The sequence below is a fragment of the Ohtaekwangia sp. genome, from assembly GCF_036786105.1.
Classification (GTDB): Bacteria; Bacteroidota; Bacteroidia; order Cytophagales; family Cyclobacteriaceae; genus Ohtaekwangia.
Map to the genome: position 1 here is coordinate 107,400 of NZ_DAIQRQ010000008.1, position 11,991 is coordinate 119,390.

At 43.6% G+C, this 11,991-nt stretch carries 11 protein-coding genes; 6 read left to right on the plus strand and 5 right to left on the minus strand.

What is annotated here, in order from left to right; translation table 11 throughout:
- Positions 1 to 256: 256 nt before the first annotated feature.
- The 5 genes from V7Q33_RS06315 to V7Q33_RS06335 all read left to right on the plus strand — a co-directional run bounded on the left by V7Q33_RS06315 (position 257) and on the right by V7Q33_RS06335 (position 6,689).
- Positions 257 to 814 carry a hypothetical protein gene (locus V7Q33_RS06315; protein ID WP_333819281.1) on the plus strand — a complete coding sequence of 186 codons (558 nt, stop codon included), beginning with the start codon at positions 257 to 259 and terminating at the stop codon, positions 812 to 814.
- A gap of 306 nt (positions 815 to 1,120) precedes the next feature.
- The gene (locus V7Q33_RS06320) at positions 1,121 to 1,705 is read left to right on the plus strand and encodes a hypothetical protein (RefSeq protein WP_331982701.1); all 585 of its coding nucleotides are present in this window, start codon (positions 1,121 to 1,123) and stop codon (positions 1,703 to 1,705) included.
- 215 nt (positions 1,706 to 1,920) lie between these two features.
- Positions 1,921 to 2,778 (plus strand): universal stress protein, encoded by an 858-nt coding sequence (locus V7Q33_RS06325; protein ID WP_333819283.1) that lies wholly within the window; start codon positions 1,921 to 1,923, stop codon positions 2,776 to 2,778.
- 147 nt (positions 2,779 to 2,925) lie between these two features.
- Positions 2,926 to 5,451 (plus strand): DUF2339 domain-containing protein, encoded by a 2,526-nt coding sequence (locus V7Q33_RS06330; protein WP_333819284.1) that lies wholly within the window; start codon positions 2,926 to 2,928, stop codon positions 5,449 to 5,451.
- Positions 5,448 to 6,689, plus strand: coding sequence for a DUF3999 family protein (locus V7Q33_RS06335; RefSeq protein ID WP_333819285.1), 1,242 nt, complete (start codon positions 5,448 to 5,450; stop codon positions 6,687 to 6,689). Before V7Q33_RS06330 ends, V7Q33_RS06335 begins: the two co-directional genes overlap by 4 nt.
- Positions 6,690 to 6,779: 90 nt before the next feature.
- Here V7Q33_RS06335 and V7Q33_RS06340 read toward each other — a convergent pair whose 3' ends face one another.
- The 5 genes from V7Q33_RS06340 to V7Q33_RS06360 form a co-directional block, all read right to left on the minus strand.
- Positions 6,780 to 8,135: an acyl-CoA dehydrogenase family protein gene (locus tag V7Q33_RS06340; protein WP_331982709.1), complete on the minus strand. Its 1,356-nt coding sequence runs from the start codon at positions 8,133 to 8,135 to the stop codon at positions 6,780 to 6,782.
- 86 nt (positions 8,136 to 8,221) lie between these two features.
- Positions 8,222 to 8,608, minus strand: a complete 387-nt coding sequence (locus tag V7Q33_RS06345) for a hypothetical protein (RefSeq protein ID WP_333819286.1) — start codon at positions 8,606 to 8,608, stop codon at positions 8,222 to 8,224.
- A gap of 35 nt (positions 8,609 to 8,643) precedes the next feature.
- Positions 8,644 to 8,835, minus strand: coding sequence for a type II toxin-antitoxin system HicA family toxin (locus tag V7Q33_RS06350; protein ID WP_331982713.1), 192 nt, complete (start codon positions 8,833 to 8,835; stop codon positions 8,644 to 8,646).
- Between the two features lie 166 nt (positions 8,836 to 9,001).
- Positions 9,002 to 9,346, minus strand: coding sequence for an MmcQ/YjbR family DNA-binding protein (locus tag V7Q33_RS06355; RefSeq protein WP_333819287.1), 345 nt, complete (start codon positions 9,344 to 9,346; stop codon positions 9,002 to 9,004).
- 149 nt (positions 9,347 to 9,495) lie between these two features.
- On the minus strand, positions 9,496 to 11,085 hold the full coding sequence (locus tag V7Q33_RS06360) for a M1 family metallopeptidase (protein WP_333819288.1): 1,590 nt from the start codon (positions 11,083 to 11,085) through the stop codon (positions 9,496 to 9,498).
- 196 nt (positions 11,086 to 11,281) lie between these two features.
- Here V7Q33_RS06360 and V7Q33_RS06365 point away from each other — a divergent pair, with 196 nt between their 5' ends.
- Complete coding sequence (locus tag V7Q33_RS06365) at positions 11,282 to 11,917, plus strand: hypothetical protein (protein ID WP_333819289.1); 636 nt, start codon at positions 11,282 to 11,284, stop codon at positions 11,915 to 11,917.
- Positions 11,918 to 11,991 lie beyond the last annotated feature (74 nt).

Here is an 11,991-nt window from a genome sequence, read left to right on the forward strand (position 1 = left end):
GAGATATATAGCGTGAAAAGTATATAGCTGCAATGCTGTGTATATTAATTGGCGACATGAAGCGCACTATCTTTACACAATTCATAATCGCTGAAAGAGACGATTCCGTTTCAGCATTCTTTACTTTCGTTTTTATGCGAATACGCGTAACATTCTCGTTAACAAAATTTAACGTTTACGCTGCAACATTCAGGTGATACGTGCCGTCTGTGATTTGTATTAACACAAAACCCGTTATGAAAAAGACCTTCTGATCTTGTTGACATTGCTATGCGGTAGCGGCAATGCGGTGTATGCGCGCAGTGTAGAGAATCCCACCTCTACCATAGGTGTAGGTATCATGAAAAAAGGCTCGATCTTTCAGGTATACTATAAGAGAACCCGATCTTCCGATGTAAAGGTTACTGTCTTTAATGATAAAGGCGATCGTGTCTTCTTTGAAGTTATTCGCAAAATAGATGGCTTTGTGCGTCCTTATAATTTCAGCGATCTGGCAGAGGGCAGATATACATTTGAAATAAGTGATGGCATCACCCGCCAGTCACATGTCGGTAATTATCGGATGCAGGAACCTGAGCAGAGTGTTGCCCCTGCACACTTAACCCGTGTAGGCAACGAGAATAAATTTCTCTTAACGGTGCCTGGCAGATCTCCCCGCGTGGTCTTTGTCAGTATCTATGGCGAGAAAGGTCAACTTCTTTATCGTGAGCAATTACATCACATTACCGAATTTGCCCGTTTCTACAACCTGAACGCATACGCGGGAATTTTTTATTTGAGCTTATCGATGAAAGAGGAGATTCTGAGATTGTGAAGTATTGAGAGATATCATTCTTGCGAAATAACTTCTCTCTGAAGAAGTTATAAAAAAGCAACGCCACCTATGGTGTTGCTTTTTTGCTTGTAAAGAGCTTTAAAAAACAGTGGTGCAAACGTTGTATTAAATTTAAATCGTATTGATAGCGTTTGCAGCGTATATATATACCTCTTTTCAATAGTTTTTACTTTTCATTTTTCCGCAAACGTTTTTTATAGTTAAAAAAAATGTTTCCTTACAGCAGCCGGCTTTATTGCTACCCCCTGCGTTACATTTGTATCGTAAACAAAAAACAAAATCAATATGAAAACTAGATCACTTTTCATTGCAGCACTCGTAGTAGTAAGTGCAACCGTAGCGGCTCTTGGAAAGGAAGAGCCAAGCAACAAGGGTTTGGCTGTGGTACCTGTTAAAGGTGCAGAAGTATTCAAAGTTATTTACAAAGCTGAAAATGCTGGTAAAATCAAATTGAATATTTATAATACAAATTCAGAAATTGTATTCACTGAAACTATCAATGGTACAGACGGTTTCATCTGCCCGCTGAACTTTAGCGGTCTTCAGGCTGGTGAATATACTATCGAGCTGATCGATGCTACTGGTAAAAGAACTGAGAAAATAAACTATAAGCCGGTAGACGCTTCTGCTAAGAATGTGCACATATCTAAAGTAGCGAACGAAGACGGTAAATTCCTCGTGTCTGTATCTGCTACAGGCGCTGAGCAGATCAATGTAAAGATCTACGATGCTGCTAACAATCTTGTACACAGCGAAAACAAATCAATCGAAGGTAACTTTGCTCAACTGTATACTGTAAAGAATGTATCAGGTTCACTGACATTTGAAGTAACTGACAAAGCTGGTAACACCAAGACTGTTCGTTTCTAAGATAAATTGTAATTCATTGACCTATAAAGGCCTTTCCGTAAGGGGAGGCCTTTACTTTTTTTATGGTCATTGGTAAATCGGTAATTCTGTTGTTGTAATGACACCTGCCCGTTAATCATGGTAATGTACCAGCACAGGGAACCCTCATTTTGAATTTTGAACGAAATCGCTACTTTTACCTTATTGCAATCGATTAACGTAACTTACTATACCTTATGAAAAAAATTCTTGTCCCGACTGACTTTTCCAAGCCTGCTATGATCGCGGCAGAAGTTGCTGCTGACATTGCCAGACGTTCAGGTGGAGAGATCACACTCCTGCATGTGATTGAAGAAGCTTCCGAAGGTTCTATTAACGTAGAAGGAGAAGCTACTTATAGCGGAAGTTGGGAGGATAAAATATTCACGGCGAAGCTGATCGAAAAGGCCAAGAAGCAAATGGAGAAACTCGCTTCTGATGCCAGGTTTGCTGATGTAAAAGTGCGCCAGAAACTCAGACTTGGAACACCTTTTCATGGTATGAATGCCATCATCACCGAAAATAAGGTTGACCTTGTGGTTATGGGAACTTCAGGCCGCACAGCCCTCGAGGAAATGATCATCGGATCGAACACTGAAAAAGTAGTACGTCATTCAAACTGCCCGGTGCTCACGGTACATAACAAGCCGGCCAGCAAGGATTTCAAGAATATCGTTTATGCCACTTCTATGGATAAAGATGAAGAAGTGTTTTCACGTATAGTAAGAAGAGCGCAGCAGGTATATGATTCAACCATTCACCTGGTGCGCATCAACACGCCTTCTAACTTCCAGCGCGATGCAGTGGTGAAGAAGTACATGGAGAACTTCGCGAAGAAACTTCAGTTGAAAAACTATACCATCAACGTATTCAACGATATCAGTGAGGAAGAAGGTATTATATACTTTGCGGATAGCATCAATGCCGATATGATTGCCATGGCAACTCACGGCCGCACCGGTTTTGCCCACGTATTGGCAGGAAGCATTGCTGAAGAAGTAGTAAGCCATTCAAGACGTCCTGTGCTTACCTTCGTAACAAAGCACCGGAAATAACTAACATTTTCTTTTCTAAAAAGGCCGTTTCAGTCAATGTGAAGCGGCCTTTTTCTTTTTATTATATTTATGTTGATTTTTCACAACTGTGATTAGTTAGAAACAACCCTCAAAACCGTAATTGTCGCGCTACCTACCCTGTAAAGCATGGAATTTACACTCTTGCTCCTCTTTATTATTGTTGTCGTCATCCTTTTTGTGGTGATCTCCATCAAAAACAACTTTTCCTCACAACTACTGATCCTGCAAAAGAAGCTTGACGACCTGTCGGAAGAATTCAGGAAGCAACGGTCCCGAGAACAACAGGCTGAGCGCGAGTTGAGACGCGAACGTGATGTTGTTGCCGAACGCCCCGTGCTGCAGGCAACACCGGTAATAAAGCCAGCGGAAGTGCCGGGGGTAAAGGAAGAACCGGTAAAAGAACAACCTGTTTCACCAGTGCTTCCTGTGCGGGAAGATATTAAACCGGTGGCAGAAGAAGTAAAGCCCGCAGTAAAGGAAGAGGTAAGGGAAAAAACAGAGACGCCTGTAGAAGTCGTAACCTTCCCGACTGTGACCGCGCCCCGGAAACAGCGCGTAGTTACGCCACCGGCACCACCCAGGCCCGGCTTCTTTGAGCGCAACCCTGATCTTGAAAAATTCATAGGCGAGAATCTCGCCAACAAAATCGGTATCGGTATACTGGTACTGGGTATCGGTTTCTTTGTAAAGTATGCCATCGATCAGGAATGGATTGGTGTAATTGGCCGCGTGTTTATTGGTATAGCCTGTGGTGGTATATTGATCGGTATAGCGCATCGCTTGCGCAAAACGTTTGCTGCTTTCAGCTCGGTGTTGGTAGGTGGCGGTATAGCTGTGCTATATTTAACTATTGCCATAGCTTTTCATGAATATGGCATATTTAGCCAGACGGCTGCATTTATACTCATGGTGGTCATCACCGGCTTTACCATCTTGTTATCGCTGGCCTATGATCGAATTGAACTCGCTATACTGGCTATCCTGGGAGGGTTTGCATCTCCGTTTATGGTAAGCACCGGTGAGGGTAACTATATTGTTCTGTTTACCTACGTGCTCATTCTCGATGCAGGTATGCTCGTATTGGCGTATTATAAGAAGTGGAACCTCGTTAACATTATTGCCTATGTCTTCACAATAATTCTCTTTGGCTCGTGGCTTGCAGCCAAATACGAATATGAAAATATACCGATGTTGCGTGGCGCCATGCTGTTTGCCACGTTGTTCTATCTTGTTTTCTTCCTCATGAATGTGGTCAATAACATTCGTAATCAAACCAGATTCAAAGCAATTGAAATAACATTGTTATTGAGTAACACATTCTGCTATTATGCGGCCGGTATGGCCATACTCAACACATCAGCGGGTCATGGATTTCAGGGATTGTTTACGGCAGCGCTGGGTATATTTAATTTTGTATTCGCCTATAGCTTGTATAAGAACGAACGGGTAGACCGCAACCTTGTGTTCCTGCTCATCGGGCTGGTGCTCACCTTTATAAGTCTGGCAGCACCTGTGCAGCTTGAAGGAAACTATATCACGTTGTTCTGGGCAGCAGAAACCGTATTGCTCTTGTGGCTTTCACAAAAATCAGGTATAAAACTGATGAAACTGGCTTCTGTTGTTATCGTTGTCCTGATGGTGGTGAGTCTTTTGATGGATTGGCAGCAATTGTATTTTACATATGGAAGCGATCTTTCCGTAATTATTAATAAGGCCTACATCACGGGCATATTTGTGCTGGCATCTATTGTAGCCACACTATATTTCCTGAAGTTTGAGACAGAAGAATTTGCGGATCTTATAAAGCCCTACAAAGTAATTCTTTCACTGAGTGGAATTTTATTGTTGTATACTTCGCAATTTCTGGAGCTGCAATATCAGCTTTCAAGATATATAGATGATCGTGCCGCTTTCCTGATCATGATCGGTTGCTATAATCTGTGCTTTATTGCAGGATTGTTAATGAGTGAGAAGAAACTTATTTTGCCGGAACCGCTTCGCCAGTTCTTTGCCGGTTGGGGGGCTGTGGCTATTTTGGCGTACCTGTTCTTTTATCACGAAACCATTATTAACGCACGCGATTTTTATTTGCTGGGCGAGGCAAGTGCCACCGGATTTTTATTCCACTATGTATATGTAGCATTGCTGCTCTTTGTGGCAGTTATTACGCTGAAGCGCGTGCAGAAACTTGTTAGCTTTAACGCGCAAACGCACAATGCGTATTCATGGTTCTATGTATCGTTCTTTGTATTTCTGGCGAGTGCCGAACTTGATCACGCGGTATTATTGCTGTTCTATAAAAATCCGGATTCGATCTATACCATTATATCGCAAAATCATCGCATCGGTTTCCCCATACTTTGGGGCGTGGCTTCGTTCCTGTTGATCGCCCTCGGGCTGAAGACACGTAAAAAGCATTTGCGTATTATTTCACTTACATTATTGTTGATTACGTTACTTAAATTATTCCTCTTTGATATACGCGGTATATCTGAAGGTGGAAAGATTGCTGCCTTTATCTCACTCGGGGTGCTATTACTGGTTGTCTCGTTCATGTATCAGCGCCTCAAAAAATTATTGCTGGTAGATGAACCCGCGAGCGATGCCGGAGCGAAAACAGAAGATGAACCAGGAAAGGAGACGATTGCATGAGACAAAGTGTAATAATCATTATATTGATCATAAATGTGCTTGCAACACAGGCACAAACATTTCGTGCAGAAGCAACGTTGCCGGCGGTGCATGCTGATGGCTTTTACAGGATTCTGCTTTCGCCTGATGCAGCACCGTATCCGAATCGCGAGTTTAGCAACGTGCGATTGTATGATGCCACGAACAAAGAAGTGCCGTATGTTCTGCGCGAGGAGAAGCCGGTATATATACAGGAGCAATTTCACGACTACACAATTGTTGAGAAGAAACAAAGTTCAGGGTGTTGCACTACGCTGATTCTACAGGTGGCTGGTAAAACTCCCATCAACAATATTAACTTGTTGATCCGGAACGCTGATGTAACGAAGCAGGCTACCCTGTCGGGTAGTGACAACGGAAAGGAATGGTTTGCAATCCGTGATAAGTTTTATTTTCAATCGATCGACAATGCAACAGAAGCAGCCGATATGGAAACAGTACATTTTCCATTGAGTAATTATGCATACTATTCACTAACCATCAACGACTCGTCAAGCGCTCCTTTGAATGTTATCAAGGCTGGATATTATGATACATCTGTTTCGGAAGGCATCTACACACAAGTAACCACCCGAAGTATGGTGACTGCTGATAGTGCAAAGCAAAAGAAAACATATATATACCTGCAATACGATACACTGCGCCTGCTGGACAAGTTAGAGCTGGCAATGACTGGCGCTCCCTATTTTCTGCGTGATGTACAAGTATACCAGCGTGCCACACGATCTGCAAAAAAGGGCAGTCATGATTATTATGCACCTGTAACTTCTTTCCAGATCCGTTCAGGCCAGACTGCTGTTGTTGATCTTCCCATGCTAAAGACGCGTGAACTTATGTTGGCAATCGATAATCAGGATAATCCTACACTGACAGTATCGACTGTGAAGGTATATCAGCTTAATCGCTACATCGTGGCGTGGCTCAAAAAAGGAGAGACGTATAGCATAAAGTTTGGTGAAGATGCTATGGCAAGCCCTTCGTACGATCTGGCATTCTTTCAGGACAGTATTGCCTATCAACCGGACGTATTACGTATCGGTGCAATACGCGAACACCACGAAACAACAGCAAAAACAGAATCACCTGCATTCTTTACAGACAAGCGTATTATCTGGGTAGCCATTATCCTCGTGATCGGTATACTCGGCTTTATGTCTGTGCGATTGATCCGCGAAACAAATGCTCAGAAGAAAGTGTAAACAACATATGCCTTCTTCAAGTCGTACTTGTATGCCGGCCATCGCCAGGCTATGCTTTAACAAGAGCAGGACAATGTCTGAATATAATCATTAAACAAATGCACTCTGTCCTGTAATTGCCCGCCCTACAATTAATGTATTGATCTCCTTGGTACCTTCGTAAGAATAGATCGCCTCTGCATCGGCTACAAAACGTGCTATATCGTACTCGATCAATATACCGTTGCCGCCAAAGAGCTCGCGCGCATGGCTTACAATATCGCGGGTACGGAGTGAACAAAATACTTTTGCTAGCGATGCCTGCTCATCGGTAAGTTTGCCTACATCCTGCAATTGCGACAGGCGACACACCATGGTTTGCATAGCCGTAAGGTTGCTGAGCATTTCCACCAGCAGGTCTTGTACCATCTGGAAGCTGCTGATGGTGCGACCGAACTGCTTGCGTTCGTGGGTATAGCGTAATGCACTTTCATACGCACCGCGTGCGCAGCCTACGGCTTGCCAGGCAACTCCTGCGCGTGTCATACGCAGTACTTTCGCTGTATCTTTAAAGGAAGTTGCATGCTGAAGGCGATTGCTCTCATGCACTTCACAATCGGTAAGTGTAATCAACGCATTCTGCACAATGCGAAGCGCCATCTTGCCCTTGATCTTGTCGGCCTTAAATCCTTTAGTGCCTTTCTCTACGATAAATCCTTTTACATTATCATCATCCAGGTCGCGAGCCCAGATCACTACCAGGTCTGCGAACGTAGCATTGCCGATCCATTTCTTCTGGCCATTCAAAATCCATGTATCGCCCACACGCTTGCAGGTACAGGTTAAACCACCTGCTGCGCCAGAGCCTACCTCCGGTTCGGTAAGTCCGAACGCTCCAATGAGTTCCATCTTCTGCATTCGCGGAAGCCACTGCTGCTTTTGTTCTTCACTGCCGCAATAGTATATAGCGCCCATCGCAAGACCGCTCTGTACACCAAAAAATGTAGAGGTAGAGCAATCTACGCGCGCCATCTCCATTGCCAGGAAGCCTTCCAGTAAACTTGACATTCCCGGGCAACCATACCCTTGATAGGTGAGTCCGCAGATATTTAACTTCGCGATCTCCGGAATGATATGATGCGGAAATTCATCCTTTAACCAATACTCATTTGCAATCGGCTTGATATGTTCCTGCATGAACTCACGCACTTTTAATTGTATAGCACGTTCTTCTGGTGTAAGCCATTGATCCAGATCGTAGAAGTCACCATCAATCTCCGGAAACTCGTGCTTCTTCTTGCCGCCTTCCATAAACTTCATAAGTTTCTGCAGGTCTTCCGGCTTCATTGTGCTTACAAGTCCTACCATTTTATTGAGGTCAACTTTTTCGGCAAGCTTGCCGATTTTGTCAAGGTCAAGTTGCTGAACGAGTCCGATCGTAGATTTAATTTTTCTGATGAGCGACATAGATGATCGTTATGGATGATGCGTGAATGAAAACAAAAAAGGCCGGCTCGCAGATGAGCCGGCCTGTAAAAGTATGCGGAAATGGGTTATCGTATCAAATTCAGCTCTGATAATTCGCGGCCAATTTCATGTATACCATCGAGGATTTTCTCGGTTTGTTTGGAAGATGCTTTCTTTTTTCCGGTGGCATATTGTGATAAGAGTGTGTGATTCATGCCGATGCGACCCGCCAGGGCACGAACATTGATAACGGTGAAGATCTCGAAGATGGTTGTTACTTCCATCTCAAAAGAAATATCGGTGGCTGTAACGCGTTTACCCTTACCTTCTGCTTCAAAGTATAGATTGAGGGATTCTACCATGTTTCTGACTAACTCGATGGAGTTTTTGCCAGTGGTAAATGCTGCATATTTTTCTGCATAGGCAGAGAAGCCTGTTTCTGTTCTTTCAACTTTGACAACTATCTTTTTCATTTCATTGTCTTTATTATTTGTAATAACTCTGGCGACTATTTTATTCCTGCCGCCTTCAGGATTGCAAGGAGGGTTCCTGTTTTCAATTCCGCCGATCCATGGTTCGGAAATGAAATGAGCCCTTTTTTTGTAGGATGTTTTAAGATGATGTGCGAACCCTTTCCCAGTCTCTCAACGAACCATCCATCGCGTCTCAATAGTTTGAGAATTTCACTGCATTTCGGCATTTAAACTTTAACATAACGGGTAACTTCTGCCATTTATCCCTCGACAGAACAGGAAGAGCGTCTTTCGTTGTTCAACGCTCAAAGGTAAATAAATGTTTACTATTTTGGTTAATATTTGTATACTTTTTTGGTCAATATTTGTATACTTTTTTTTACAACATTTTGTCTACTTTATACTTGCTTCTTTCTTTAAGAGGCTTTTGGGTGCTACGCTTTGCCATGAGAGATTCAGGGCATCTTTGAACATGTCTTTTCTTACTTTTTGCAATTCGATGTTTGTCCAGCCCTGCTTGCCCCAGGCACCCGGCACAGGATAAAAGACGGCTGCGTTGTAATCGCAGAATACGGATTGATCTACCGTTGATAACTTGACAACGGCACGTTTTTCCGCAGGCCATAGCGTAAGAAATATTTTCTTCTTTACCCGGAATGATGGCCGCCCCCAATGGTCTTCTTCGCTACTCTCCGGCAACGATAAAGCCAGTTTTCGAGCTTCTTTAAGATCGATCATGATGAGAGGTTTTTCAAAGTATATATACCGCTTACAAATTTTGTCGCTTTAATATCTTGTACAGCATGATTGGCAGTCCACGCCGAGCGTCAGATATAGTATCGATGGACTTTGATTACCGGTACTGGTTATACAAGACCCATTGTTTATTACTCGTAGATCACACGTTTGAGGTAAAACACTTCCGGATCAATTACCGGTGTTGTTGTACTCGTAATGGTTATGCCTGCTTTTGAGAGCGTAGTGCGCTGAACACCTGCATCCGTTTTGATATCCATTGGTATAGCGGCATCGAAGTTAACCAGTTGTACCTGGTATTTGTTATCGCCGGTTTGCTTTACCAGCACATCAAGCTTGTTGATAGTGCGCAGGTAGAAGTCGAACAAGGGTTTCAGGTTTTGACCTGATGCCTGGCTGAACAGTTGCTCTACATCATCTGTGCTTACAAGATTGTCGTAAGTATATTTCGGATCGGTGGCCAGTTTTTTCAGCGTTGGAAAGAATATAGCATCGCCTATTACATAGCGAATAGTGTGCATGAAGAATGCACCCTTGCCATAAATGTCGCCATGATATACTACATCCGTGTCCAGGTTTTTGCCTTGTACAACAGCTTTTTCATTTTTTATAGCGCGCGCTGTTTGCTGCATACGCTTACGATAGGCTTCTTCACCATCGGCCTCGCGGGTATATAGATGATCGCCAAACGTGCAGATGCCTTCCTGTATCCACATGTCGGCCCAATCTATACCGGTAACTTTATTACCCCACCACTCGTGTCCGAGTTCATGGTGCAGCAGCCAGTCGAAATCCTGTCCGCCCGCTTTGGTGTAACGGAATTTGTTGCCATAAGCATTCAGTGTCTGGTGCTCCATGCCCAGGTGTGGCGTTTCGCAGATAGCCAGTTTTTCTTTTATCCACGGATATTCGCCGAAGTATTTTTCCTGCACGCGAACACTGCGTTCGAATATATCGAGCAGGTGATTGGCACGATGCTTATGTTCTTCCAATACATAGAACTGCATGGGCACCTTGTGGCCGTTAAGGGTTGTGTACTCTCTTGTGGCAACGGTATATTTCCCGATATTGAATACAATGCTATAATTGTTGATGGTGTAATTTGTTTTCCAGTGATAGGTGCTTTTATTCCCTTTCGCAGATACATTCCTGAGAAGCCCGGGCCCTGCTACGTAAAGTCCCTTTGGCACGGTAATGATCAGATCAGCACCTTCGTTCGGCTCATCGCTGGGATGATCTTTACAGGGGTAGTATATTTTGGCGCCTTCGCTCTGACAGGTAATGGCTACCCACGGATTTCCCAACGAGTCTTTCGCCCATTGAAAGCCGCCTACCCACGGTGCACGCTCTGCTATACCAGGCTTGCCACCGTACGCAATCCTGATGTGTACTTTGCCGGCCGGCACTTTGGCAGCAGGAGTAATGCGGATCAAATCATCGGCTTGAGAGAAGGGCTGCTCTTTTTTGTTTACCCAGACTTTTTTAACGGTAAGCAAATGTACCAGGTCAAATAATAATATATCGGTAGGTTGTGATAATACCAGATCAATCTCTGCATAACCATCCAGACTTTGTTGCTCCGGATCAACATCCAATGCAACTGTATAATGGCGAATATCCATAATCGCCTGCTCCGGTTTCAATACTCCACCCGACCGCAGGTTTTGTGCTTGCATGGTAAGACTTAATAGAACACAGTAAATAAAAAGAAGTGCACGCATAGTGTTTTTGTTTGTTTTCAAGATACTGTTTTTATACTAAATATGGATATGTGTTGCCCGATTGCTCCATTACCGGAATCGTTGTATATGGCATCGGTTCAGAAACCGGCTGGATGCTCATAAAAATATTTTGGTGGTGGCATAGGGGTAGATGTACTTTCCTATTGTCATAAGGGCGAAAAAACAATTCTATAATATGAAAAAGAAGATTACGAATCTCGCTTTCGTCCTGTTGTTTGTTGTAACGGTATCGCACGCACAGGATATGCAGACGGTTTTCAAAAGTGGTGGCCGCGTAACCGGCTATGGTGCGCTAAGCAATAAGTTTACAAAGATCAACGGCCGGTATGCCAACATTGCTGAGGTATATGGAGGTGTATATTTGAATCGCCGTTTTATGATTGGCCTCGGTGGTGGTGCCGTAACCAACAATATACCAGTGCCCTCAGAATATAGCGTGGTGCCCGGAGAAAATCTGAGCTACGAATATGGCCAGTGCGGACTGGTAACGGAATATGTATTAGGCTCCAATAAAGCTTTTCACCTGGTGTTTCATCTTTTCTCCGGCGCAGGTTTTACGGTGCAGTACAACCGCTATAACTGGGATGATGAATTTAATCATAATGACTGGGATAAACATGACAAGCACGATGAGAATTGGTTCTTCGTTGCAGAGCCCGGTGTACAATTGGAGGTAAATTTATTCCGCTGGATGCGCTTTAGCCCCGGAGTATCATATCGTTCTGCGTTTGGAAGTGATGCTGCAGGCTTATCCGATAGTAACCTGAGTAATATGTCGTATAATGTTACCTTGAAGTTTGGAAGATTTTAAGCACCAAGCTGATACGTTACCTGTTAACAGTTATCTGCTATCTGTTATCCGTAACTGCTGATAAAACGGTTAAC

Excerpts from the sequence above, each read along its gene's own strand:
- V7Q33_RS06320 (WP_331982701.1), top strand. The coding sequence starts at position 1,121 with ATGAAAACTAGATCACTTTTCATTGCAGCACTCGTAGTAGTAAGTGCA.
- V7Q33_RS06325 (WP_333819283.1), top strand. The coding sequence starts at position 1,921 with ATGAAAAAAATTCTTGTCCCGACTGACTTTTCCAAGCCTGCTATGATC.
- V7Q33_RS06330 (WP_333819284.1), top strand. The coding sequence starts at position 2,926 with ATGGAATTTACACTCTTGCTCCTCTTTATTATTGTTGTCGTCATCCTT.
- V7Q33_RS06335 (WP_333819285.1), top strand. The coding sequence starts at position 5,448 with ATGAGACAAAGTGTAATAATCATTATATTGATCATAAATGTGCTTGCA.
- V7Q33_RS06340 (WP_331982709.1), bottom strand. The coding sequence starts at position 8,135 with ATGTCGCTCATCAGAAAAATTAAATCTACGATCGGACTCGTTCAGCAA.
- V7Q33_RS06345 (WP_333819286.1), bottom strand. The coding sequence starts at position 8,608 with ATGAAAAAGATAGTTGTCAAAGTTGAAAGAACAGAAACAGGCTTCTCT.
- V7Q33_RS06350 (WP_331982713.1), bottom strand. The coding sequence starts at position 8,835 with ATGCCGAAATGCAGTGAAATTCTCAAACTATTGAGACGCGATGGATGG.
- V7Q33_RS06355 (WP_333819287.1), bottom strand. The coding sequence starts at position 9,346 with ATGATCGATCTTAAAGAAGCTCGAAAACTGGCTTTATCGTTGCCGGAG.
- V7Q33_RS06360 (WP_333819288.1), bottom strand. The coding sequence starts at position 11,085 with ATGCGTGCACTTCTTTTTATTTACTGTGTTCTATTAAGTCTTACCATG.
- V7Q33_RS06365 (WP_333819289.1), top strand. The coding sequence starts at position 11,282 with ATGAAAAAGAAGATTACGAATCTCGCTTTCGTCCTGTTGTTTGTTGTA.